Here is a 26,157-nt window from a genome sequence, read left to right as displayed (position 1 = left end):
AAAAGACAGCTCATAGAAAAAAGCGGCCAATAGGCCGCTTCTTTTTTCGTATATATCAAGTATACGTTACGACTATTTTAAACGCTCCTGTCTCCCCGCTCCAGCGAGTCCATATGCTTCGCCCCACATCCGTTCCACGGTTGGCTTAGACTGCGAACGATTGTGCCCAATCGTGATTTGTGGTCCTTTGCGCTCACGCATCAGCCCTCGCAGCACCGTTATGCCCAGGATGGACAATCCCGTGAATGCATATATTAAACGCATCAGCACGTTCCCCGAATCGGAACCAGTAATCATGCCGTGCACCAGCAAACCGATGAACGCTGGATATGAGAGCATGTGGAACACAAACCACCATTTGCGCCCCAATTTGTTACGCAGATCACTGGACAGCAGCACGATTAGCAAACCGTAAAAGGATAATGTCCCCAGGCCGCTGCCAACCGGATGCACTGAAGCAGTAAATGGATTAAGCATTTCACTCCAGGTAAATGGACTGTAATGATCGATGTACAGGGTTAACGCATGTAAGATACCAAGTCCAAAGGCGAGCCAGGTTGTTCGGGTATGCCACTGGTACATGGCTGCTTTGGACTTGCCCTTGGCGGCAGGCAACCCCTGTGCAATTCCCAGAAACACCCCCGCAAAGAGCAGCAGATAAGCGGCTATTCCACTGATACGAATGATATTCCATGTCGGCAAATAATCTACAATCCATTGTGCCATAACCGGCTCCCCCCTATCTGATAGACTTGTCGTTTCAGTATTTTTGCATTTTAAATAAAGCTAAAGCAATGATCCGGTTCAAACCCAGGCCACCGCTGCTTGAGTGTATCCTTGTCCCCACGGAACCAGAGCTTTCCTTCCCGGGTCATCCATAACACATCATGCCGATCATAATGCCGATTCAACCAGCCAATCGCTTCAGCACTTCCCAGGATACAGACGGTCTTCGCAATAATCTCACATTGTGAGACATGCTGGCCCACAGCGGTACACTGCACGACATCTGTGTCAGCCGGTTCCATGGTCCTCGGGTCAATCAAGTGGTGGCAGAGACGTCCATCAGCCTGCTGCCATTGTCTTCGGGCTATGCCTGAAGTCGCCGCAGCACCAGATCCTAACTGAATGCTCCCTGTTAAATTCCGTTTATCCAGCAAAGGATCCTTTACATAGATCGTCCATGTAGAAGAAGGAGGCGTACCCCACACCTGAATATCGCCTCCTGCATTAATCATGCCTGCAGGAATATGAAGTGTGCGCTGCAACCAATCGGCAATACGCTCGGTTGCCCAGCCTTTCACAATGCCGCCCAGATCCAGTTCCAGCCCCGGATCCGTATGAACCATCCGGCTGCCCTCTCGATGAATCCATCCCGGACAAGTATAATCGCGGTCTTCTCCGAGGATCGGCGAGGCAAGTGAGGTTGAGGTATGGAGCAGGGATTGTGTTGTGCCTGGCTTACCCTGCCCGATCTGTTCGAAGCTGACATCGTATCCCTGTTCCCGAAGTGCCCTTGAAATCCCGGGTTGAAAAATCCCTTCCGTCTGACCTATATATCCGTATGCCAAACTTAATACCTCATCCATGGCAGCGGAGACAGACATCCAACCCGCCTTTCGATTCAGACGATTCAACTCGCTACCGGGTATAAAACGACTGAAACGCTGCTCCTGTGTTTCAAACCAATTCTTCACGAGTGCAGCTGCATGCTCCGCTTCCTCACGTCCGGCTGTTACCAGCTGAACCTCCACGTCCGTGTTCATTGCACGAAACCTGAACCTGATCGGACGCGTGGTCTCTTCAGCGCGGCTCATGATACACCTGTGCGTGACTGGTAACTTCCTCTGCCGGTTCCCGAATCGGCTTCCTCTTCAGGCTGCCCAATGTCTTTTCCATAAAGTCTGCTTTGGTTGTTCTGCTCCTCTTCGTGATTCGGAGCCAAGCTGCCTGTCCATTCATCAATTACATCATCCCGGCTATCCATCTGACTTGCAGACAGACCATCGATATCTGTTCCACTCGATGCTGCATAAGCGACATCAAAGGCATCAGAGGTTCTTACATATTGAAAGAGTGCAGCCACAGTTAATGTTGCAAACGCTGAGGCTTGCCATTTTCTCCATTGATTTCGTTTTGTTCTGTTCATCGCGCTTCCCTGCTTTCTCTGGCGAAGTTCATGAACTTATCTTATGGGCCTTGGATTAAAAGCAGATGAAGGAACCGTTAAGAAAGGCTAAAGCTTTCCATTATTCAGACCCATATACAGCAAAAGGCCCTGAAAAGGAGATGTTCTCCCATTCCAGAGCCTTATTAACCGTTTAATTTTATTAAGTCCACATACTATCTCAGTTATGCTTTTTGAAAAAAAATGATCCATCTGCTTTCTGTTCCTGCACAATACGTTCTCGCCTGATTAACTCCTGTAAATGCGCCAATGTTTCACTCATGGCAAACCGCAGCTGATGTATGCCCAATCGATCGCCAAACAAGGAAACGCAAACGTCATATCCGTTCGCTGGATGCTCGTAAATATGCTCGGCCATCTTTTGTAGCCGCTCTTCATGGTGAGCCAGCAAATGAGACGTTCGTTCACTGAAATGGCCAAACGGATTCCGATGCCCCGGATAGGCCGTCTTGATATCCAGGGTCCCGAGACGGTGCAACCCCTCTAGATAAGAAAACAATGGCTGAGCATCACTTTCAGGCTGCAAACTGATATTGGGCGAAATCTGCGGCAGAACCGCATCACCGCATATCATTTCTCTGGATTCTGGCGCATAAAAGGATAGATGCCCCGGGGCATGTCCACCTGTCTCGATGGTTACCCATCTCTTGCCGCCCATATCCAGCCAATCCCCGTCCTCAATAAACGTCACGTCCGGCAGCGGGGTAATCTGCGAGACAAATCCCTCCAGATGTTTGCGGATCTGTACGGTTTTATCTTCGGGCATCCCATGATGACGATAGAATTCAGGCAGCATGGTATTAATGGTCGCGTCCGGGCCCCACATGTAGTCTGCCTCCTGGCGCGACCTCGCAGACATGCGCACAGGTGCACCCGACTCCTGCTGCATCCAGCCCGACAAACCGAGATGATCGGGATGATGATGAGTCAATACAATTTGACGGATATCCTGAAACGACAAGCCGAGACTTGTCAGAGCTTCGTGCCATTCCTGTTCCGTTCCTGAGTTACGCGGTCCAGGGTCAACCACCGTTATCATTCCATCCGGTTCATAGAGCACATAACTGTTTACCCAGCGCAGCGGGAAAGACATCGTGATCTGGAGCCGATGCATGCCCTCCGGCATGGGGATTGCTTCCGTTCGTTTCATTTTCTTCTCCTCCATGCTCTTCTCACTCTGCAGGCCGATGCCCAACAAAAATCATGCGCGGGGAATCCTGCTCGTCGTATTTCTCTTCATCATAGCCTCCATGAACCTGATCAACCACAAGCCCTGCCTCCTGCAGCAGATCACTCAGTTGTTCACGGGTATACAGCTTGACACGCTCCTGATAAATTCGAGGTTTATCACTGGAATCAGCATCGGTAATGTGAATTTCTTTTTGCACAAACCCGTTCTCGATCTTGCGAAACTCCTCAATATGCTGTCCTTCTGCGTCACGCTTGGAGTGGGGTACCAGATGGCGGGTCACATAAGCCGTGTTCATAAAATCTATAATGTAGCTGCCGCCCGGCTTCAGCATGTGACGAATGACACGCAGCACCTTGAGCTGTTCCCCATCCTCACGAAAATAACCAAATGATGTGAACAGGTTGACTACAGCATCAAATCCGCCTTTGAGCGGCAGATCACGCATGTCGGCGTGAACCCACTCCACACGATCCTCGGTATCCATTTGGCGCGCTTCATGCAGAAGCACATCGGACAGATCAATTCCGGTCACCCGGAAGCCTGCGTCAGCCAGTGCCAAGGAATGGCGACCCATGCCGCAGCATAGATCCAGGACTCGTGCCTTTGGCTCGAGTTTTAACCAATTAATCATTTTATGTACTTCCTCATATGCACCTTGCACATCCCGGTGCTTGTATACGAGAAGGTAATCCTCTCCAAAACTTTTTTCATACCATTCCGTCATACGTATCGCCCTCCACATGTCAATGGCCCAACGCTCTGCATCCCATATTCGTAAAGGCCTGATCATACCCCTAAGCTTTTAGTCATTGTATCGCCTTTGTGGTGCAAACTCAAAGATTTCCATGGTTTCTGTTCATTGAACGACCTGAAATCGCCCTATATAATGTTAAACATAGTCACACGGTCGCAAACCGGTTAACTATATGTAAGCCAAACTGATGATTTACACAGTACCACTGCGATTGCATATCAATGAATCATAATATACTCACATCTTGTCGCATTCATAATAACCAGAGACACAACAACAGCAGGAGGTGTTATTCATGATCCGGATTGGACTCACGGGATGGGGAGATCATGAAGATCTGTATCCCCATCGCACCAAAGCGAAAGACAAGCTTCGTCTGTATGGGCAATATTTTTCAACCGTGGAAGTCGACAGTTCCTTCTATGCCGTTCAGCCCCGGGACCGGATGGCACGCTGGGCAGCTGAAACGCCGGATGACTTTTCGTTTATTGTCAAAGCCTATCAGGGAATGACTGGACACCTTCGGGGCAAGCCCTATTTCACCAGTACCTCGGACATGTACAAGGCTTTTCGAGAGTCGCTGGAACCCGTGATGGAAGCCGGTAAAATGCAAGCTGCACTGTTTCAATATCCACCGTGGTTTGATTGCAATCGCGATAACGTCAATGAACTGCGTGAAGTGAGATTGCGAATGGAAGGCATCCCTTGCGCTCTCGAGTTTCGTCATCGCAGCTGGTATGAGGATGGCATGCGTGAGCGTACACTCGCTTTTCTGCGGGAACAGGGCTGGATTCACAGTGTCTGTGACGAGCCGCAGGCGGGCTCCGGTTCCATTCCGATCGTGCCGCAGGCCACAGATTCAGAAATGACGCTCGTGCGGATGCACGGACGCAATGTGTCTGGGTGGCACCAGAACGGTGCGCCTAATTGGCGGGAAACCCGTTATTTGTATCGGTACAACAAGGAAGAACTGATGGAGTGGAAAAATTACCTGGAACAGCTGCACGAACAGAGCAAGGAAGTCCATGTGATTTTTAACAACAACTCGGGTGGCGATGCGGCAGCCAATGCGCAGATGATGATGGAGCTGCTGGATATCCCTGTCCAGCCATTCCCTGATCGTACATCGGATGAGGAAGAGGATGGGCCTGAGCAATTGGAGCTGTTTTGAATTTATTGGCATGAGATAAACGAGCAGGATTGGAGGTGAGGTCTTTAAGCATAGATTCATAGATGTTACGAAGAACAGCATTTTACAATTTTTAATGAAAAAGAAAAGACTATTTCAGGCCGTATCCCCTAAAATAGTCCGCTATCACTTTGTATGATGATTGGATAATTCCTTCAGGCTTTCTGCATCGTATCTTCTTCTTCAGTAACGCCCATTTGGCTCAGCTGCTGGTTCATCTTATGCGCTTCAATACCTGCCAACAGCACTATTCCAATGCCATGGGTATCGTTCAGAACCCATCCCAGATCGTCCCGATAATAGAGTGCAGTAAAAGAGTAACCTGATCCACGGCATACGCCGTACACATTGCCTTTATAGTCAATGGACAGTCGGGTCATGCCTTCCCATCCTTTGCGTACAGCTTCCAGATAGGGTGCAGGCGTCTCAAGCCAGCCCTCCCGAATTCCACGGGCATAGGCGTAGATGAACATCGACGTGCACGACGTTTCCTCATACGAATCCGGGCGATTCAACACCTGATGCCACAGCCCATTTTCACCTTGCAGCATCAAATACCCCTGACATAGCTCCCGGTAGAAACTCAGCAGTTCCGACCGCCGGGCATGATCCTCCGGCAAAATGCTTAACAATTCGGTAAGTGAAAAAAGGACCCAGCCGTTTCCGCGCCCCCATGGAATGCCTGTCGCCCGGCCACGGACAAAATCATATACATGGGACATGATCTGCTGCTCAGGAATGTAGAGATATTTACGGAACAGCAGAAACTGGTTGACCGCATCATCCCAATACTCCGTGTTACCCGTCAATTGACCGTAACGCATCAGGAATGGTGTGCTCATGTACAGATCATCACACCACATCGTTTCGTGACGCATCTCGCCGCTGCCACGGACACGATAAAATGCTCCATCCTCCAGACGTTCCTGCTCATCCGTGATATAACCGGCAATGCGATCCGCCGTTTCCCTGCCCCCGCGAATGTCACCCAGTTCCATCGCAGCCAGCAATGTTGATCCGAACGAACCGCAATCGTCCAAACTGTCAATTGCCGACAATTGGTTATTAATCCCCGCTGCGCCGTATGTTTCCCGATCCCATAGACCATAACGGTCGAACGAAGTACTCAGGCCGATATGATCCCGGACATACTGGACAACATCGTCACGATCCAGCTCCTGTCCAATGCGTAGAAGTCCAAGCAGGGTAACCCCTAACGGGTAGTTCCATTTTCCGTAATGTGTATTTTCCAGATAGGGACGAACGCTGGTCTCTGGCTGATCGACATTCCAGTAAACGCCTTTCGAGCCATCATCAAAAACAGTATCCGTCACAACAATATCCGTAGGTACCGGCTCAGAGCCTGGTGCAAATCTTCCGGTATACAGCCATACGTCCGGACTGCCGGCAACGGGATGTGGAGGTCTTAACCTCCAGCCTTCTGATCCGAACGTCATCGCAGAATTCAGCGTGAATCCCCAGCGACTCTCTCCACCCTTGATTTCACCTCGCGCCACCAGATCGGAAGAACCATAACGGCGCGGCAGCTCCACGCGGAAATCTCCACTTTTGCCAGCAGAGTACACTTCCTTGCCGTCTACATACAAAGACAGAGCCCCTGCATGCTGCCCTTCCAAAACCACAGGAGACGATCCCGGCAATGTTACATCCAGCTTGGTCCACGCGTAGGATACAGCTGCCTGATCTGTACCATAGATCCTTGCGAAAGAACCCGCGTCCTGCTCTTCTTCTGTCCATTCTCTGCGAGGATACCAGGAAAGTTTTGTTTCTTCTTCGGTCATCCCGTCACGGGGAAGTGAAGTTACAGGTTCATCAAGAGGCTCCGAATAGAGCCAGCCCTCCTGACCTTGCCGATCCACACCAGGAGTGAGGAAATGGAGAGGGAAGTTTTTGAAGGAAGCGGTACCATAAATGCCGCCGAACCCAACCTCTGTTTTTACAAAGCAAAGCAAAACATCATTCCAGCCGTACTTTACGGAAATGGGGATCTGGGTTCTTCGCTCGGGAAATAACTCCTGCAGCAGCTCGGATTTAAAAATCTCTTCCCCGTTCACATAGATCGTCACCGGACTGTAGCAGTTCAGACCTGTATTCAACGCAGCCTCCTGCTGGCTCCACAACTTGCCCCACACGTATACGTACTGTCCCGCACGTGCCTCAGGCCACTTGTCGTCCAGATTCAGATCGTAACGATAATCCCCAAGTCGGCGGAACCCGCCCCGGTGGTATGCTCTGAATAAAAATGAATGTTTGGGATGATCGCCAATATATCGCTGGGCAACCGTCGTCAAAATATCCGGAATTGATTGATACACCTTGCCTGCAATCGCCTCGTTTTCATGAAAATAACGAATGATCGTCAGCTCCCTTCCTATACCTTGATTGGTTCGGTTAATCGCAATGTCTCTCCGGCTCTCACTTCAACCACCTGCTGATCTGCTGTGAACCAGACGGATCTGGCTGACGGATTATGGATGATGGACCGGTCTGCAGAACATTCCAGTCGTTTGACCGCTTTCCAGTAAGCAATGACTTCGATATTTGTCGCATACCATATGTCGTCCCTGCCGCCAATCTGTTCACCAAATCGTTCCATGATGTCCCAGTTGTCGTTATCATTGAACTCATAACTGTGTCCCCAAACATAGAGCAGGAGCGGTGTACCTGTTTTGGAATGCTGGATAAAACGCTCGGCATGCGCCGCCAGATCGTTTTTATGATGACAGGTCGGATGCCATTCGAGCGGACGCTCAGGCAGCGTATATCTGCCGTGGGATTCAACTGTTCGGGCATAATCCAGGCCCAGCCACTCCAGTTTGGTGCTAAGTGAACGATCGTACCCTCCATTTGGATAAGCCATTCCCCTCACCGGATAACCAACAAGCTGCTCCAGTGCTCGGCGATCTTCCATAATTTCTTCGTTCAATAGTTCATCTGGTACATAAGGTAATGTAGGATGAGTAGCCGTATGCACAGCCACCTCATGCCCGGCGTACAGTTCCGCAGCTTCTCCTGGCTCGATTCTTCCCGGCTTGCCGAGCGTGCCAGAGTTTAGATTAAATGTACCTCGCAGTCCATAACGATTAAAAATTTCAACCAGCCTGCGGTCGTGGACCACACCGTCGTCATAACTGAGCGTCAATGCCTTCATCACTCCGCCAGGATATCGATCAAACTGAATCCGATGTCCCATCTTGATCCTCCTCCCGTTTCGCTTCTACTACAGGTCTTCCTGCCCTCTTCGTTATGTGTAAATTCATGATTTCAATTGTATATGAACTAAAACTTCACCAAATCTTCGATTCGGACAGGCAGTCCGGTTTTGATCGCCCGGTTGGCGGCAATGCCTGTCAGAATGGAGCGGGCTCCATCCACATGGTTCGCAGCACGGTTGAACTGGTCAGGCACCGGATCACCGAAGATGTCATTCAGCAGCACCGGATCACCTCCGCCATGACCGCCTTCTCCTTCTTCCACCCGGACCTCGTAAGGTGCGTCGAACATGGGGTACACGGTAATGCTGCGGCCTTTGAGTGCCCCTTCTTTGGCCCGGTCTCCTCCTGCGTTCACGTAGGATTGCTCCACAATATTCATCTCAATCCGGCCCTTGCTGCCGTTAAAGGCGATGCGGTACCCTTCCCACGGCATGTACGCGTTGAGCGAATAGGTGAGGACAGCCTTATTTTTGTAACGTACCAATACACCGAGTGTATCTTCGATGCTGATTCCGTCACCAAACACGTTCTGATCCCGCTGGTAACCATCCTCGTGCTCTGCATCCAGATACATGGCCTTCAATTGCTCGTTCTGATCCAGATGCAGTGCAAAATGATCGTTCTCCGCCTGCGGGTTTCCCGTAGCGCGTGCATAGTTGTGTTTCTCCCCGCGGCGCTCTGCATTCTCTCTGCCATAGAACAGTAAGTCACCGTAAGCAAATACACTTTCCGGCTGTGAACCAATCCAGAAGTTGACCAGATCGAAGTGGTGGGTCGATTTGTGCACGAGCAGACCGCCACTGTTACGTTTGTCCCGATGCCATCTGCGGAAATAGTCCGCACCGTGGCGCGTATTGAGCAGCCATTCAAAATGTACGGAGTGAATATCGCCGATCACGCCGTTCATGATCAATTCACGTGCTTTCGTGTGATGCGGAGCATACCGATAGTTGAAGGTCACGCGCACATCTCGCCCAGTACGTTTAACCGTGTCCAAAATCTCCTGGCATTTCTCCTCGTCTACCGTCATGGGTTTCTCTGTGATGACATTACAGCCAAGCTCCATTGCCTTGATAATATAATGATGATGCGTGCGGTCGACGGAGGTGACAATGACAGTATCCGGTTTGTGTTCTGCAATCATTTCTTCGAAACGATCAGCCGTGTACGTTGGAAGTTCATGATAGCCGCAATTCTGCGTTAATATCTTGTTGGCATAATCCATACGGGTTTGATTGGTGTCACAGAGGGCCAGCAGTTCGGAACGATCCTTGTATTCCTTTGCCAGTGCTGTATAAAAAAATCCTGCCCGTCCGCCTGTCCCTACAATTGCATACGTTTTTTTGCTCATATCCCGTCTCTCCTTTGAAAAATGGTATTTATAGAAGATGATTGATTTCCTTCACATCGAAATATCGAAAAACACCCTGACCTTCACTATTCGTAGATCGTGTGTTCACAGCAAAAACGCCCATCTTCGCTCCCACCCAAAGTGCAGTTGTCGCAGTAAATGGTGACCCAATCGGCTGGAAGTCTGTCCCGTCTTCACTCCAGCTAAACTGGCAGCGTGCAGGTTCCTCCAGCGTAAGACGGAGATGAATGGTCCAACCGGTTTCCTGTGAACCATGGTCACTCCATTCCAACCCGGTTTCTTCCCATTCATCCGCATGCACATGGTTGTCTGGCTGCTTGGCTCCGCGGCTCAGGGACAACCTGGCAGCTCCAGATTCAGTCTGAGTCAGACATAAACACGCATATTGATCACCAAACACGAGAAGCCCCGCTTGATCACCCTCCTCCTTCGGCAAGAACGTCAGCTTGGTTGTTGCTTCAAAGGCAGAAGCGGGAAATTTCTGCATAAGCAGCTGCGGAACACCGAACAGGGATTGTATGCCTTCCGGGTAAGGATGCATATGTAATACAAGCCCCTTGTCCGGAGCGACTTCAGCCCATTCGGGACGAGAGTTCGCCTGCCATTGCCATTGAATCCCCAGGCGCTCCCTTTGGAAATCATCTGAGACATCTGGCACCATAACAGGGTAGATCGCACCTACATCCGGTTTCGTGTACACGTTAACAGGCTCACCGGTCCCAGTTCCTTCACGGTCAATGCCAATGACAGGCCATCCGTCTTCGTTCCAGCTCATCGGCTGCAAATGAACAATTCGGCCATAAGCGTCCCGATCCTGAAAATGAATAAACCATGACTCTCCAGATTCCAGTTCCACGTATCCTCCCTGGTGAGGCCCATTAACGGTAGAAGCACCCTGATGCATCACAATCCGGTCCTCATAAGGTCCAAACACCTGCTTCGAACGCAACACAGTCTGCCATCCTGGCTTTACGCCCCCCGCTGGGGCAAAGATGTAATAGTACCCCTCCCGCTTATAAAACTTCGGACCCTCAATCGTGGGGTGATGCGCTGTACCGTCAAAAACAATCTGGCCTTCATCGAGCAGCCTGCTTCCATCGGGAGCCATGCGGCATACCTTTATTTTGCTTTTTATGCCGGAACGGCTGTGGGCAAAGGCATGAACCAAATAGGCTTGACCGTCATCATCCCAGAACGGACAGGGATCGATCCAACCCTTTACCTCATGAACCAGATGGAGAGGGGACCATTCATCCTCTGGGTGATCAGCCGTTGTCATGAAGATGCCTTCATCCGGTGTGCTGAAGAATATCCAGTACTTCCCGTCATGGTATCGGATACTGGGTGCCCATACACCCTTGCCATGAAGCGGCACATCATATCCAGGGAGATCCAGACGTTCAATCGCATATCGTACAAGTTTCCAGTTCACCAAATCTTTGGAATGCAGGATTGGCAGCCCCGGTATATGAGAGAAGCTCGAAGCCGTCATATAAAAATCATCACCGACACGAATGACGTCAGGATCTGAATAATCCGCATGCAGAATGGGGTTGCGATACGTTCCATCTCCCTGATCCGCGACCCAGATGGGAGTCTTTCTTTCCTGTCCTGATTGGGTTGTACTCATATGCTCCTCCTTCAAATTCATTCTTTAGCGGGTCCAAGACCAGTCTCATGCAAACTGTGGCTATCTGAATCAAAATAGGTACCTTCCAGCAGACCAATTAACGTATTGGTGATCCGCACTTCAATTTCATTGTCCCCTGGACGAAGCCAGGAAGTTTCTCCGCTCCAGCGATACGGAGACCAGCATCGCACGCCAAGGCTATGCCCGTTGACCAATACCTCCGTCACATCCTGAACCCGCCATTCACTGAATTCGAGCTCAAAGTCATCGGTATCAGCATCAGGCTGATCCAGACAAAAGCTGCGTTTATAGCTCGTTTCTCCTGCAAAATGCGGATACAGCGGCTGAGGCTCTGGTGCGATCCGTACAGCTGTACCTGGTTCATGTACTAACGAGACCATGCCTTCATGATGAAACTCCACGCCAAACCGTCCCTGCAAATACAGCGGATCAATGATCCCTTCCTCATCCTTCGTGACCTGCACCGTTATCGTTAGTTCATTCAAGCCCGTGCGAAGAAACTCCGTTATATCACACCCAATGTTGGTGTAATCCGTAATCTCCATGGACTTGAATCGATCTGGCCCAATAGGCTCGCCGTTGATCTCCATGGTCCAGGTCCCGGCAATCGCTGCCCGGTCCATAAATATCATGCAAACGGGCAATGCTGTTCTCAGCTCAAAAACAGTCGTATACCGGCATTGGATAGGATAGGCAATAACCGCTTTTTTCGGCGTACCAAATACCTGGTTGAACTGAATAGGCAGGTGATGCTGCTTCGACAATTCAGCTGCCTGATCGATAAAGGGTTTGGCTACTGCATGCTTGCTTTCCAAAATGACTCCATTGTCATTCATTGCCGTGAGATGGAACTGTCCTATCCGAAGTGTGTTAGGCTGAACGGTTTCCAGCCGCCATGGCCCTTCCGTAGGTATTATCATGGGACCTGATGGTTTCTCCGCAGCCGCTGATGTCGATCGTTCAGCTACTCCGGCCTTGCCCACGGTACCCGAAAGGTCTCCAGCGGTCTCTACCGCCTGTAAAGTCAGCCGCACAGCATGGGATTCATACCCGGCAAACCGGAGGGAGATGCACCATTCTCCACCGCTGCTGGTTAGCGGCAAGACTACTCGCTCTCCTGTCTCCAGGTTAAGCCGCTCTGCCAGCAGGCGTTGTCCCGTTGAGAGATCCGAACCCGTCCATAACCGCTTGGCAATGACTTTTAATTGACCCTCCAGTTGCCGGTCCTCCTGGTTGGATAGGAAGACCATATATTCTCCATCCGACAATTGACGGGTTTGCATCAGCAAGGATGCACTCTCTTCTTCCATGATCCAGCAAATCGGCTCCGGCAGCACCTGATCCAGCAGCAGTGAAATCAGTTCAAGTGATGAATCATCCCCGCGACCGCTACCCACCGGAAGAAAGTAGGCCTCTCCCTCTCCTTGCTGCCACATCAGCTGACTGCTGGCTTGTCTAGTCTCGCCGGCATGGCCCCAGTACTCTTCCTCTGGTTTCTCACCCGCACCGAAGAACTGTGCTGCTTCATCTCCTTCCGGACTTCCCTCCTGAATGGAGATGTGCGGAGGCATGCCAACTGAAATGACCGTTCCTCCTTGTTCAACAAACCGTTTAACCTGCTTCCAGGCAGCAGCCTCCAGGTTCAGCATCGGCGGGAGGATGAGCACCTCGTACCTGGCAACGCCAATTTGAATCGTTCCATCGGCGAGTACGGACTCAGCCAGCAGCTCAGGATCAAGATGGTCGTAGTCACGTCTGTTTTCGAGCAGGTGCACACCGATTCTCATCCAGTCGTTCGTAAGCCTCTCCAGTCTTGCCCGCTCCGCTGCATCCTCACCGCTGTATTCAAACCCATGCAGCGGATTGCCCATCAGGCTCCAGAATGTGGTCGTCGGGTCAAGTACAGCAATCCGGATATCGGCTGTCCCTGTGCTCATCAGATAACTTATTCGCCCCGTATAATCGCCAAGCTGGCGGAAATGCTTCCAATACGGATTCTGGAGAAACTGGGACGGTGGGGCATCATGCTTCGTTAACCCGCCAATCGTATAGAAAAAAGCGTGAAAATTATAAAAGTTTGTGCCCATGGCTGCCATGCGGTCAATCATCCATTTGGCATCCTGCAGCGTCATCGACCAACCGACACTATGAAAACACTCAATCAGGTTACGGCTGCGTCCCAGCTGTCTGGCTAGTGAGCTGACCATTTTGGGATTGTCACGCATTCGTTTGCCGTACCGTTCCAGAATCCAGGACAGGGGGCGCCCGATCTTCTCGTGTGCAGAGTCTCCGCCAGGCATATGGCTGAACAACTGGGTAGTCATCCGTACACCAGGGACCTCTGCGGCATACTGAATTCCTGCTCCCTCGCACCAGTCATGAACCTGTTTATGATACGACTCCCTCAGAAGCAGATGCAGCGATTGGTAGTAGTCATACCGAATTCGGGCCGAGTCCGGCACATCGCCATATAAAAGGGCCGGCAGCGAATCAATGAGACTATATCCGCAGCGTTCTTGGAAATATGCCGGCAGCTGCGGAGACCAGGGAATACGTCCGAGCGGCGCAATTTCATCAGAAAACATCCCTTTGATAACGCTGTCAAAATGGGTTCCAACAGCTGCTGCATATCGGTCATGTGTCAGTTCAATAAAACGGCTCATCGCTTCCCTGTGGCATGGGTCAACAAAATTGCCGTAATATTTGAAATCACTCATTTCCTCTTCCTGGAACAGGATAATATCCCATTCCCCTGCAGGGGCATCCCATACCAGGCGAAAAGCTGTCCGATATGTAAAAAAGCGCTTGCGGTTATACGAGGTCAGACCTGTCTCCTGATATACCTGATCCGTCTGGATATTGCCGATTTTATGGCGCAAATCGATAGACTCATTCCATAATCGGTTACCCTCTGCGTCTCTCGGAATGGCTTTGGCCAACAAAATTCGTCCCCAAGGCAGCTCATGTTCCACAACTTCTCCGTCTTGAACATGAATCTGCTGATGTACAAGCTGGCGCTGCTTGGCTTCAGGGAAATCAAGCGTGACCTCCCCTCCTGCCATTCCGCTAGGATATGGGTATTCGTCATAAAGCCATACTTGCATGCCACAGGCCTCGGCTGCTTCCACCGCAATCCGGACCTTGTCAAACCATGCGTCAGACAGATAGGGAATCTGCAGCCCCTGACGCGGACAGATGAAAAAACCACCTACGCCCTGTGCTGCCATCTCATTTACTTGCCGTTTGATCTGACCTTCTTCCATATCCCCATTCCAAAACCAGAAGGGATGGATCCGGTACTGCGCCGCGGGATTAACAAATGCCTCCCCGTTCCACATGTCGCTTTCCTCCCCTATAAAATAGAGTCCTCATTGACTACCAAAATGGTTCATTTGTGTTTAATTGGGTTTGTTTGGCTATGATTATACCTCAAAAAGGGGTGTTAGGGAGCCTTGAATTACAAATTGTTTTATAAAATTGATATACATGGAAATACCCGGCAGCAACTGTTGTACTGTAAGCACGGCTGCCAGGCTCTGGAATTGGTTTTACTTCAGTGCAGCGTACAGTTCATTTACTTCTTTGACATAGTCATCACCACCGCTGCTCTTCCACAGTGCTACCGCATCCTGAAATCCTTTCTCATCAATCTGACCCACGATGAATTTGATACGGGCATCGTTAATGATGTTGTCCAGCTGCGGTCCTTTCTGTGCATAAACGTCGGAAATCAGCGGCTCACCCGGATTGGGAACAACGATTTCCTCGTTGGCCTTCTGAATTTCGGCTACCTTCTCCCGAACCGGTGTCGGCTGAATGCGGAAGGCGCGGTCTTCAGGAAGGAACATCAGCATTTGATTTAATCCCTGCAGATCGCGCAGAGCAAGCTTGTCGGTGGTCGGAACGACATAGTCCCCTTTTTTCTCATATTGCTTACCTTCGAGACCGTTGGACAGCAGTGCTTGCAGTTCCGGTTCGTTCAATTGATCCAGGAAGCTGAGTACCTTTTTCAGGTCATCTTCCGTTTTCACACCGCTTTTGGAGACGGCAATCATACCGGAGTAGCCTGAGGTTGGCATGTCACGCAGTCCCTTTGGTCCTTCCATCGCTTGAAGTACATCAACTCGCCCGGTTGCCGACGGGTCTTTCTCCAATATTTTCTGGTCCATCCGCTGTGCGTTATCCGCTACATCGATCATGACACCCGCTTGCCCGTTGACAAACGGATCAGGCAATTTGGTCGCATCCATCACGGCAAAGTCCTTATTCACCAATCCTTCGCTGTAGATCTGTCGGAAAAATTTCAGTGCTTCCATATACTCGGGAGTTTCGTGAGCCGGAATCAAATTGCCGCTGCCATCATCCCCCCATTTGTTGGGTGCACCAAACCAGATTTGCATATTGTCCCAAGGTCCGTTAAATTTGCTCGCAACCAAGCCGTACGTATCGTCCTTGCCGTTGCCGTCCGGATCATCTGTAGTGAACGCTTTCAGCACATTATAAAATTCTTCCAAATTTTTGGGTGCTTCCAGACCCAGATTTTCCAGCCAATCCTTCCGGATCGTGACCCCGTTACGTCCCAGCGGCCTTCCTCGATAGATACCGTACGTTTTGCCATCAATGGAAGCATTGTTCGTAATAATTTCATTCATCTGGCTTAAATTTGGATAGTCTTTCAGATAAGGTCCCAGTTCCCAGAAGGCCCCTGTACGTGAAGCGTTAATGAAGCTTGGCGACTTGCCAAGCACGACCATCACGTCCGGCAGTTTGCCTGAAGCCAGGGTGATATTGAATTTATCCTCATACGAGCTGCTCGGCACCCATTGCAGATTCACATCCACTTTGGTCAACTCCTCAAGCTTCTGAATCACCGGGCTGTTTTCAGGCGGATTCTCGGCTTCAAAATTCGGAAGCATAATTGTAATCTGATCAGTTCCACCTGCAGCCGCTTCTCCCGAATCGGTTTTGTCCGTGGAGCAAGCCCCCAGAATCGTGCTCAGTAACAAAGTTGCAGAAAGTACTAGTGCAGCTTTTTGGATTCCCGCTTTTTGTCCCATACGTTCTCCCCCTTGGCTTTAGCCTTTGATTGAACCTAGCATGACACCTTTGGCAAAATGCTTTTGCAAAAACGGATACACCAGCAAAATCGGAATGGTACCTACAACGATCACTGCCATTTTAATGGACTGTTCCGGTGGCTGTACAAAATTGGGGTCCATATTGGCCATATCCCCAACACTTGCCTGCGAGAGCAGAACGATCTGCCTCAGCATCACCTGCAGTGGCCATTTGTCACTGTCGGAAATATACAGGAGGGCCGAGAAAAAGTTATTCCAGTGCCCTACGGCATAAAATAACGCAAACGTGGCAATCACCGGTTTGGATAATGGCAGGACAATTCGCCATAGTACCCCCAGATCCGAACAGCCGTCGATGCGGGCCGCTTCCTCCAGCCCGGGCGGCATTTGCTGAAAAAAGTTTTTGACAACTATTAAATTAAAAGCGCTGATTGCGCCAGGAAGCATAAGGGCCCAGTACGAATCGAGCAGTCCAAGTCCGCGAATGACGAGATATGTCGGGATCATTCCGCCACCGAACAGCATGGAGAAGATCACCATGTTCATCATGACGTTGCGGCCCCAGAAATCGCTTCTGGATAGCGGATAAGCCATCGTCAGCGTGAAGAACAGATTGACCAGCGTCCCCGCTACCGTCACAAAAACGGAAACGCCGATGCTGCGAAAGATCGTAGACGAGGAAAAAATATACTCATACGCGCTGAAGGAGAACACTTTCGGAATGAGAAAGAAACTGCGTTCCGTAATCTCGGCTTCGGTCGCGAAGGAATTCCCTATAATGTACAGGAAAGGAAGGACAGTCAGTATGCCCAGAATACCCAGCATAACGTAGTTGAAAATATCAAATACTTTGCCGGCAGGGCTGTTGTATAGACGGCTGTTCATGGGCGCTCCTCCTTATGAATGGATGTAAAATTTCTGGAAAGTCGCTTTTAATAAATCCCGGGGTGACCAAATTTTTTGGCAAGTTTATTGCTGCCGAGCACCAGAATGATACCTACGACCGATTTGAATAATCCTACCGCGGTGCTGTAGCTGAATGCTCCTTGCGTAATCCCCACCGTATAGACATACGTATCGAATACATCTGCCACATCCCGGTTGAGCGAGTTGGTCATCAGATAGATCTGTTCAAAGCCCGTATCCAAAAAGTTCCCCAGTCTGAGAATGAGCAGGATAACAATGGTTGTGCGAATCGCCGGCAGCGTAATGTGCCACATTCGGCGCAATCGTCCCGCACCATCCACAATGGAAGCTTCATACTGCTCCGTGTCCACGCCTGCGAGGGCCGCCAGGAAAATGATCGTTCCCCAGCCCATCTCTTTCCACATCATCTGAATGATAATGAGCGGCCGGAACGAACCCGGACTGGATAATACATCAATGGGCTTGCCTGTAATCCAGGCGATCAGGTCGTACAGTACCCCGCCCTGAGGGGTCAGGAACACGTAAGTGATACTGGCGATAATAACCATCGATACAAAGTGGGGCACATAGACCAGCGTCTGAATCGTTCTTTTGAAGAATGCGACCCTGATTTCATTCAATAATAAGGCGATAATAATCGGAGCCGGGAAAAAGAAAATCAGATCATACACAGCCAGGACCAGCGTATTACGAAGCAATCGAAAGAAATCCGGATTGGAGAAGAAGGTTGTAAAGTTCTCCATGCCCACCCATTCACTGTTCCGAATGCCGAGAAAAGGCTGATAATCCTGAAAGGCGATGACGATTCCCCACATGGGCAAATATTTAAAGATAACAAAGTACAGAAAACCGGGAAGCACAAGCACATACAGCCATTTGTTTCGTTTAATCTGCCTCTTCCAGTTGGACTCCCGCTTCATCGGCATGGCAGCCATTTCTGCCTGAGCTGCCGCAGCGGTATTCCCATTCCATTTGGTCTTCCCGTTCATAATCTCTCCCCTCCCCCATTTATGTAAGCGTTATCAATTAACTTGATATTCAGACTATACAGCCACCCTGTTTCCGGCAACCTTCATTTTTTGCTGATGTGCAGTATGAGGCTAGAAATCCCGCTATGACGCCATTTCCGCTTGGATTTGCACATATGTACAGAAGACGGTATTGCACATTTTTGCAGCTTTATCCTTCTTTGTTTCTCGTCATTCACACAGAAAACCGGAATCCAATGGAGCGGATCCCGGTGAAATAGAAAGGGTGTGAACACGTTATTTTCCAAACCACTGATCCCGATACTGGCTTGGCGTTACACCCTCCTGTTTTTTGAAGATGCGATTAAAATAGCTGTGCTGATAGCCAACGGCAGCTGCGATGTCATTGATTTTCATCGTTGTCTCACGCAGCAGCTGCTTGGCTGCCTCCATCCTTACTTTGGTCAAATAATCAATAAAGTTCATGCCAGATACCTGTTTAAAAGCTTTGCTGAGTGCATAGGGTGTCATCTGTTCCGCATCTGCGCAGCCCTCCAGGGAAATTTCGCTTCTATAGTGTTCATCCATATACAGCATTGTGCGTTCCACGATCTGCTTGAGCGGTTCCTGGGATCGCATTTCGATCTCCTGCACGTAAGGTTGCAGCACCTCAGCCATCATCCATTGCTTCATCTGTGCAGGTTCCCGGATCGCAGACAACCGCTCGTACATATTGCAGCCCCCAAACAGCTTGTAGGGCGTTACTCCCGTCTGCAGCATCATATGCTGCACACTTCCCAGCAATTGAAGCACCATCTGCTGCACCTGGAACTCGGTACTGCCCGTCCGGGTAACCTCGCTCATAAATAGGTCCATCACCCGTTCAGCTTCCTCTGGCTTGCCCAGCCTGATCGCCTGAATCAACTCGCGTTCCAGTCCCAGTGGATAAGCAGCTTCTTCCGCTCTGCGGAAACATTGCTCATCTTCCAGATCGAGAATCTGACTTCCCTCCTCTATGCTGCGATAAGCAACCGCCTGTTCCATTTCTACAAAGATGCCAGGCAATTCATGCAAGGAATCAGCCGGCCGACTGATCATGATCGTGACATTCATTTTGAGTGTTCGCCCAATAACCTCTACCAGCTCCTCTCCCCAGAGCAATGCCTGTGGCTTCAGCTGTTCATCCTTCGGTGCAATAACGAGCATGGCTGAAGAGAGGTCATGAAAGTTCATGACACTAATCTGCCCGAAGTAACTTTCAGCGACTTCCTCGATAATGTTTACCGCTGCAAATGTCACCAGACCGGTATCCTGGCTTCCAAATCGGCCCTGCAGCCGGGCGTAGCCCGTAAAGTACATCTGCAGCAGAAGAAACTGCTGCCCCTCCACTTCGAATCCCAGATTTTTCATTCGCTTCTGGAGATCTTGCTCGTTGTAGGCATATAAATGACCTTGAACCAGCTGCAGTACAAAGCTGTCACGCAAATGCGGGAGCTGCTCCTGCAATTGGCGGTGTGCAGTGATACTCTGGGAAGTGAGCTCATTCCACTGCTGCTCCAGCAGCTGGAATTCGTCCAGCTTCGGATGGGTCTGCGCTTCATGTTTGCCTGGTGTCAGAAGATGCAGCATTCTGGCAACCGGAGAGTAGATGCGGCGTGAAGCAAGCCAGGATAACATGAGTCCAAGCAAAAGGCTGCCTGCGCTTGCAATGACGATGATTTTGGATACCAGTTTCACTGGTGATGTGACAGATGTTAATGGTGCAGCAGAGACATAGGTCCACTCCGAATCAATCCGGCTCAATGAACCGTACGATACGGAGTAGGTCTGATCCTCATATTTGAACAAAAAGGATGTGCTGTCCTCATGAAGTGCAACCTCTTTCTTGAGCTGCTGTTCAAAAGCAGCATTCTGCTGACTCCCGCCCGGATTACCGGTGACCAGTGTATTTTTTTCCTGATCCATTAGAAAAGTTAATCCTTCATCATATGGAGTAAGCGTTTTCAACAAGCTGGCGACTTTCTCATTGTCCAAGGTAATGATCAGTGCACCGAAAGGATTATTGTTTTCGCCAGGGATCTTATGTACAAGAACCAGCGCATTGCTTGCATCGGTATGCAGCAGGCTGTTCTCTGTGGAACCTGTAGGTTCACTGCTTATGCTGGATACCCAGTCTGTCCAATACACGTGATTACCCATCGATAGATAACGGTCATATGCTTGTATTTTGGCATCATCTTTTAACTCATTATATTCCCGGTTAAACAGGATCGGTTTCGGTTCCTGCAAATACAGCTGCGCAGACTTGATCAGGGGATGTGACCCTTCCAACACATAAAGTGTGGTTACGATCTCCTGTGTTTCATTAAAATAATATACAAAGTCCAGCGTTCGCAGTGCATTGCCAAACCTCGGTTCAAAAGCCCAATGCGACAAGGTCATCTCCAGATAGGCCAGTTGGTCGTCCACATTGCGTGCCCGGTTCTCGATCTGGTTCTGATGCATGCGATTGAATTCATTTTCCATTCTGCCAACGACCAGTTGATACATCACGATACCTGTAATCAGTCCGGGAATGCTGGCAATGAGCAAAATAATGATCAGACTGTTCCGGTAAAAACGCCCCTTTTGGCGTCCATGCGTGAACCCGGGCAAACGCATAAGCCGGCCCGTAGGTTTTTCTCTTTTAGCCGTTTCCATCATCGCTCACCTGCCTGCTTGCATGTGATCTGACTGTCATGGGACTCCCTCAACTCCCCTGCTGATTGGTTTTCATGAGAAAATATGGATGAAATCCGTTTCCTGTATTATACGCTCAATTTCCGGTGGAATGAAACGGTACGCAGCCGATCATTTTTTTAACCAATGTTTTATTAAGATGGCAAAATGGATTACAATAGGATAAAGCAAAACATGAAGGAGGCCTTTTTAATGAAAGAACAGACTTATTTTCAGGAACATAGAGAAAAACATCTGGCAGAACTGAACGAATGGTTGTCCATTCCAAGTATCTCGGCCATTTCGGCTCATAAAGAGGACATCAACCGTGCAGCTCAGTGGGCGGCGGATGCACTGACTCGTGCCGGCATGGAAAATGTAGAGGTTATTCAAACGGCTGGACATCCGATCGTCTATGCAGATCACCTGCATGCCCCAGGAAAACCAACGGCCCTGATCTATGGGCACTATGACGTACAGCCTGTCGATCCGCTTAACCTGTGGGATACGCCTCCATTCGAACCTACGGTTCGTGACGGAAAACTGTTTGCACGCGGTGCGACGGATGACAAAGGACAGATCTTTTTACATATCAAGGCGGTTGAAGCACTGCTCGCCGAAAACAAGGAACTTCCGATTAACGTGAAGTTCTGTATCGAAGGCGAAGAAGAAATCTCCAGTCCGAACCTGCCGATCTATCTGAACGACAATACGGACAAGCTGCGTGCAGATATGGTATTGATCTCTGACACTTCCCTGCTCGAAAAGGGAAAACCGGCCATCTCCACAGGTCTGCGCGGCCTTTGCTCGCTCGAAGTGGATCTGAACACAGCCAATACGGACCTGCACTCCGGTTCTTTTGGTGGTGGTGTACCAAACGCACTGCATGCACTCGTTTCCCTGCTTGCTTCGCTGCATGATGAGCAAGGCCGCGTGAGCGTGGATGGTTTCTATGATGGCGTTCTGCCGCTGTCTGCTGAAATGAGAGAAGAGTTCGTGAAGCAGGGCTTCAATGAAGAGCAGCTTCGACAGGATCTCGGACTGGAGCAGTTGTACGGCGAAGAAGGCTACTCGTTCGTGGAACGTGTTGGCGCACGTCCAACGCTGGAACTTAACGGTGTATGGGGCGGCTTCCAGGGCGAAGGTACCAAAACGGTCATTCCAAAAGAGGCTCATGCCAAAATCACATGCCGCCTTGTTGCCGACCAAGACCCACAACAGGTGCTGGACCGCATTGAAGCACACCTGCGTGCCCATGTTCAGCCAGGTGCAACACTGCATGTGAAACAAATCGAGAAAGCTTTTGCGTTTAATACCGATCCTACCGATCCGATCCTGCAAAAAGCGGCTGATGCATATGAGCAAGTGTATGGTGTTCGTGCCCTGTTTACCAAAGACGGCGGTTCCATTCCGATTGTGGAGAAACTGTCCCGTGTGCTTGGCGTACCAGCCGTCATGATGGGCTTTGGTTTGCCGGATGAGAACCTGCACGCACCGAATGAGCACTTCAACCTGGAGAACTTTGATAAAGGGTTGTTGACGATTGTTCAGTTTATGAAGAGCTTGTAAGTTGGAAGCTCATGTGAAAAATAAGTGCTGGGCAGTGTGCTGAAGTGGCCGTTTCGGTTCCGAATCGTTCTTTCGATCGCTGTTATCCCCGGATTTCTTTGATTCCCTTTTCCAAAGGGAGAAATCCCGGTGATAAAGGCGACCGCTCCGCTTCTCCAGAATCGATTTCGTTTCCTTCACTACTTTTCAGCATTTCCCGAACTGATTTTAAGATTGAGGCTATCTATACAAGTGGATAGTGGGTAAGTGAAATAAAAAGAGTGTCCCGTTTGATTTATGACGGGACACTCTTTTTGTCGTAAGAAATAATAGATCTAAGATAGAGGTTAATGTTAAATCTGACACTTGACCGTTTGACGAACAGATCGAGCGTTATTAAGCTGATTACCATGGGATCGGTGGTTTAATGAATCAGAGGCGCGTTATTCCTAGCTGTGGAAGTATTTCGAATAAGTAAACACTAAGATAATGTGACTGAAGTTCGTTAACTTTTGCATTCTGCATAAGTTCTCGCCATAAGGTGGTATGGATTCGTTAGGTGAAAAAACAAAGAGGCTTCCCTTCGGGGAAGTCTCTCTTGTTGTATGTCACTTATGTTCTAAACGTCGTGAAATTCAGCATATGCACAAGCTGCATCATGTGCGTAATTTCCTGCTGGACTTCGGAGGTGTCCGTACCTGCCATCGCCAGATTGGCCCGAAGCGTTCTACGGGTGTTTAGCATACCGTCGATTAATTTCATAACCGTGTTGCGACCACGGTGATCCACAATCATATACTTTTTGCGTGCATCCAGCTCCACCCATACGATATTGCTGAATGAGGTGAACAGATGTCTGCGGTACTGCTCCATATCGGTCTCATTGTAGTGCTCGCCATAAAAAGCGTAATACCCGTGTACGTGCAGCTTCTCCGCCAGCTCTGTGATGAACGGGTCGAATTCGAGCATAGCGTTACGTTCCATGTTTCACGCCTCCGTCATGCGTGATCCGCAGATCTCGTCTTTTTTGAGATCTATTTTAACATAGTCACTGGCATTTTGCGTAATGGCTATGATTCGGACAAAAATATAGGCTTCCATTGTTCTGTTCGAAACCACTCCCTTATGTTGAACGATGCACTTCTAATCGACATATAGTGTTCCAGCACATCCTATCTTTTTCGAATGGAAGGGAGAATACCGATGATTGTACACATCTACTGCATATGCTGGAATGAAGAAAAGATGCTACCGTTCTTTTTTCGCCACTATGATGACATCGCAGATCAATATTTCGTCTTCGACAACGGTTCAACCGATCAATCCCTCGCAATGTTGAAATCCCACCCCAAGGTGACTCTTGAACACTTTGATATCCAGGACAACTCGCTCATACGGTCCGCGCAGCATCTATTCAACCACTTCTGGAAAGCAAGCAGAGATAAGGCTGACTGGATTATTGTCTGCGACATCGATGAACATCTCTATCATCCAAACCTCCGACAATACCTCCAGCAATGTACCTCGCAAGGCATTACTCTAGTTGTTCCCCAAGGATATCAAATGGTATCTGATTCCTTTCCTGAAGACGGTGAAACGTTATGCCGATCTGTACGAACGGGAGTAAGGAGTACTCTGTTTGACAAACCCCAAATCCTTAATCCAAGTGCTATCCAAGAGATGAACTTCGGACCCGGGCGACATCAAGCTGCGCCTTTCGGAGAACTCGTCCGGCCTCACTCGAGTGAAGTACTGCTTCTGCACTACAAGTATCTGGGCATAGAATACCTGAGTTCGCGCTACTCCACTCTGAAGCAGGGACTTCGTGAAGATGACACTGCTAATCGCTGGGGTTTTCATTACCTATGGGATGAAGCGGAAAAACGCCGTCAATTCGAAGTTCTGAAGAACCAATCCGTAATTGTACTGTAACTCAATGGGTAGAAAAACTGTCATCGCCTTAAGGTACGGAATAGGATACAAAAGATTCCAGTATTACTCTCTTAATCTTCCAAGTTAACCCTGTTAAATCAAATAGAAAGGAGGTGATGCTCAATGGCTATTCTATCGTCAGGACCCATTGAAAATAATCTTGTTGCAGGCACAAGGCCGGTTCAGCAAATTACTATCATTTTAACCAACAGAGATGCAGCTAACTCCGCAACAGTTCTGATTCAGGGCTATTCTTTGCTCGGTGTACGAATGCTGTATGTGCTTGAGGAAATTTCGCTGGCACCCGAAGTGTTTATAACCAAAAATTATGCTGCAAATACGAATGAATACGAATTTGTATTTACGACAAGCGGGCCTGCCGAAGGTCTTGTTGAAATTTCGATGTGGGGTCAGGACGGTACGGGTAATCTTGTCAATGCACAGCGCATTGTCGCGGATGAACAGTTGGATAATTAAGGAAAAATCAGCAAATGAACTGAGGCAAACTTACAAACGCAACATATCATTGAATCATATCTTATAGAGAACTTGTTCTTTTCAGAACGATGTTCACAAACTTTTTTAAGGAGGTGTTTAGGTATGGCTGTTCTTTCAACCGGTCCCATTGCCAATGCTCCAGTTAACGGAGTGAGACCCACGCAGACTGTCACCGTTCTTATCGATAACCCTAACCAGGTAAGCTCCGCCAATGTATTGATCCAAGGCTACTTTCTGTCAGGCACCAGAATACTGTATGTACTGGAAAACAGATCACTCGCTCCCAATACAGATGTGAACCTCTCTTACTTCGCCAATCTCGATGCATTCGAGTATGTGTTTACGGTAACCGGTCCGGCAGAGAATGACATCCAGATCTCCGTTTGGGGCAAAAATGCAAGCGGACAATTGGTGCCAGCCCACCGTCTCGTGTCCGACGAGCTCCTGGGTTCCAGTGTTGGACCTCAGGGTACTCAGGGTACTCAAGGACCTCAAGGTACTCAGGGACCTCAGGGTACCCAAGGACCTCAGGGTACTCAAGGGCCTCAAGGTACTCAGGGACCTCAGGGTACTCAAGGGCCTCAGGGTACTCAGGGACCTCAGGGCGTTCAAGGGGATCAAGGACCTCAAGGTGACCAAGGGCCTCAGGGCGACCAAGGACCTCAGGGCGACCAAGGACCTCAAGGTACCCAAGGACCTCAAGGCGACCAAGGGCCTCAGGGCGACCAAGGACCTCAAGGCGATCAAGGGCCTCAGGGCGACCAAGGACCTCAAGGTGACCAAGGACCTCAAGGCGATCAAGGGCCTCAGGGCGACCAAGGACCTCAGGGCGACCAAGGGCCTCAGGGCGACCAAGGACCTCAAGGCGATCAAGGGCCTCAGGGCGACCAAGGACCTCAAGGTGAC

20 protein-coding genes are annotated in these 26,157 nt (G+C 49.6%); 5 read left to right on the top strand and 15 right to left on the bottom strand.

The window, feature by feature from the left end; translation table 11 throughout:
- Positions 1 to 72: 72 nt before the first annotated feature.
- The 5 genes from AAIH57_RS27620 to AAIH57_RS27600 all read right to left on the bottom strand — a co-directional run bounded on the left by AAIH57_RS27620 (position 73) and on the right by AAIH57_RS27600 (position 4,104).
- On the bottom strand, positions 73 to 726 hold the full coding sequence (locus AAIH57_RS27620; protein ID WP_430023760.1) for a ferric reductase-like transmembrane domain-containing protein: 654 nt from the start codon (positions 724 to 726) through the stop codon (positions 73 to 75).
- A gap of 50 nt (positions 727 to 776) precedes the next feature.
- Positions 777 to 1,817, bottom strand: coding sequence for an FAD:protein FMN transferase (locus AAIH57_RS27615; protein WP_430023759.1), 1,041 nt, complete (start codon positions 1,815 to 1,817; stop codon positions 777 to 779).
- The gene (locus tag AAIH57_RS27610; protein ID WP_430023758.1) at positions 1,814 to 2,149 is read right to left on the bottom strand and encodes a hypothetical protein; all 336 of its coding nucleotides are present in this window, start codon (positions 2,147 to 2,149) and stop codon (positions 1,814 to 1,816) included. The genes AAIH57_RS27615 and AAIH57_RS27610 overlap by 4 nt, the downstream gene beginning before the upstream one ends.
- 199 nt (positions 2,150 to 2,348) lie before the next feature.
- Entirely contained in the window at positions 2,349 to 3,338 is a 990-nt protein-coding gene (locus AAIH57_RS27605; RefSeq protein ID WP_430023757.1) for an MBL fold metallo-hydrolase, read from the bottom strand.
- 22 nt (positions 3,339 to 3,360) lie between these two features.
- A complete protein-coding gene (locus AAIH57_RS27600; RefSeq protein ID WP_430023756.1) occupies positions 3,361 to 4,104 on the bottom strand; it encodes a class I SAM-dependent methyltransferase in 744 nt (247 codons plus the stop codon).
- 325 nt (positions 4,105 to 4,429) lie between these two features.
- On the opposite strand from AAIH57_RS27600, the gene AAIH57_RS27595 reads away from it, so the two are divergent.
- Positions 4,430 to 5,305, top strand: coding sequence for a DUF72 domain-containing protein (locus AAIH57_RS27595; protein ID WP_430023755.1), 876 nt, complete (start codon positions 4,430 to 4,432; stop codon positions 5,303 to 5,305).
- A gap of 173 nt (positions 5,306 to 5,478) precedes the next feature.
- Here the strand turns inward: AAIH57_RS27595 and AAIH57_RS27590 are convergent, their stop codons facing one another.
- From AAIH57_RS27590 to AAIH57_RS27550, 9 genes are all read right to left on the bottom strand, one after another.
- Complete coding sequence (locus AAIH57_RS27590; protein ID WP_430023754.1) at positions 5,479 to 7,659, bottom strand: glycoside hydrolase family 88/105 protein; 2,181 nt, start codon at positions 7,657 to 7,659, stop codon at positions 5,479 to 5,481.
- Positions 7,660 to 7,715: 56 nt separating this feature from the next.
- Positions 7,716 to 8,537, bottom strand: coding sequence for a polysaccharide deacetylase family protein (locus tag AAIH57_RS27585; protein ID WP_430023753.1), 822 nt, complete (start codon positions 8,535 to 8,537; stop codon positions 7,716 to 7,718).
- Between the two features lie 86 nt (positions 8,538 to 8,623).
- Entirely contained in the window at positions 8,624 to 9,910 is a 1,287-nt protein-coding gene (locus tag AAIH57_RS27580; protein ID WP_430023752.1) for a Gfo/Idh/MocA family protein, read from the bottom strand.
- Positions 9,911 to 9,938: 28 nt separating this feature from the next.
- Positions 9,939 to 11,561, bottom strand: a complete 1,623-nt coding sequence (locus AAIH57_RS27575; RefSeq protein ID WP_430023751.1) for a glycoside hydrolase family 43 protein — start codon at positions 11,559 to 11,561, stop codon at positions 9,939 to 9,941.
- Between the two features lie 17 nt (positions 11,562 to 11,578).
- Positions 11,579 to 14,920: a glycosyl hydrolase gene (locus AAIH57_RS27570; RefSeq protein ID WP_430023750.1), complete on the bottom strand. Its 3,342-nt coding sequence runs from the start codon at positions 14,918 to 14,920 to the stop codon at positions 11,579 to 11,581.
- Positions 14,921 to 15,130: 210 nt separating this feature from the next.
- Positions 15,131 to 16,639 carry an extracellular solute-binding protein gene (locus tag AAIH57_RS27565; protein WP_430023749.1) on the bottom strand — a complete coding sequence of 503 codons (1,509 nt, stop codon included), beginning with the start codon at positions 16,637 to 16,639 and terminating at the stop codon, positions 15,131 to 15,133.
- An 18-nt stretch (positions 16,640 to 16,657) separates the two neighbouring features.
- Positions 16,658 to 17,545, bottom strand: a complete 888-nt coding sequence (locus AAIH57_RS27560) for a carbohydrate ABC transporter permease (RefSeq protein ID WP_095293262.1) — start codon at positions 17,543 to 17,545, stop codon at positions 16,658 to 16,660.
- Positions 17,546 to 17,592: 47 nt separating this feature from the next.
- Positions 17,593 to 18,522: an ABC transporter permease gene (locus AAIH57_RS27555; protein ID WP_430023786.1), complete on the bottom strand. Its 930-nt coding sequence runs from the start codon at positions 18,520 to 18,522 to the stop codon at positions 17,593 to 17,595.
- A 330-nt stretch (positions 18,523 to 18,852) separates the two neighbouring features.
- Positions 18,853 to 21,258, bottom strand: a complete 2,406-nt coding sequence (locus AAIH57_RS27550) for an AraC family transcriptional regulator (RefSeq protein ID WP_430023748.1) — start codon at positions 21,256 to 21,258, stop codon at positions 18,853 to 18,855.
- A gap of 228 nt (positions 21,259 to 21,486) precedes the next feature.
- On the opposite strand from AAIH57_RS27550, the gene AAIH57_RS27545 reads away from it, so the two are divergent.
- Positions 21,487 to 22,842 carry a dipeptidase gene (locus AAIH57_RS27545; RefSeq protein WP_175394442.1) on the top strand — a complete coding sequence of 452 codons (1,356 nt, stop codon included), beginning with the start codon at positions 21,487 to 21,489 and terminating at the stop codon, positions 22,840 to 22,842.
- Positions 22,843 to 23,433: 591 nt separating this feature from the next.
- On the opposite strand, the gene AAIH57_RS27540 is transcribed toward AAIH57_RS27545, so the two are convergent.
- Complete coding sequence (locus AAIH57_RS27540) at positions 23,434 to 23,805, bottom strand: hypothetical protein (RefSeq protein ID WP_175394443.1); 372 nt, start codon at positions 23,803 to 23,805, stop codon at positions 23,434 to 23,436.
- A 219-nt stretch (positions 23,806 to 24,024) separates the two neighbouring features.
- Between AAIH57_RS27540 and AAIH57_RS27535 the strand changes: the two genes are divergently transcribed.
- From AAIH57_RS27535 to AAIH57_RS27525, 3 genes are all read left to right on the top strand, one after another.
- Complete coding sequence (locus AAIH57_RS27535) at positions 24,025 to 24,753, top strand: glycosyltransferase family 2 protein (protein WP_430023747.1); 729 nt, start codon at positions 24,025 to 24,027, stop codon at positions 24,751 to 24,753.
- A gap of 123 nt (positions 24,754 to 24,876) precedes the next feature.
- Positions 24,877 to 25,230: a hypothetical protein gene (locus AAIH57_RS27530; RefSeq protein WP_175394445.1), complete on the top strand. Its 354-nt coding sequence runs from the start codon at positions 24,877 to 24,879 to the stop codon at positions 25,228 to 25,230.
- 415 nt (positions 25,231 to 25,645) lie between these two features.
- On the top strand, positions 25,646 to 26,157 hold a 512-nt coding region (locus tag AAIH57_RS27525; RefSeq protein ID WP_430023746.1), incomplete at its 3' end, for a hypothetical protein.

It is taken from the genome of Paenibacillus sp. MABNR03 (genome assembly GCF_050455445.1).
GTDB lineage: Bacteria > Bacillota > Bacilli > Paenibacillales > Paenibacillaceae > Paenibacillus > Paenibacillus xylanilyticus.
This window is presented reverse-complemented; position numbering and strand designations above follow the sequence as displayed.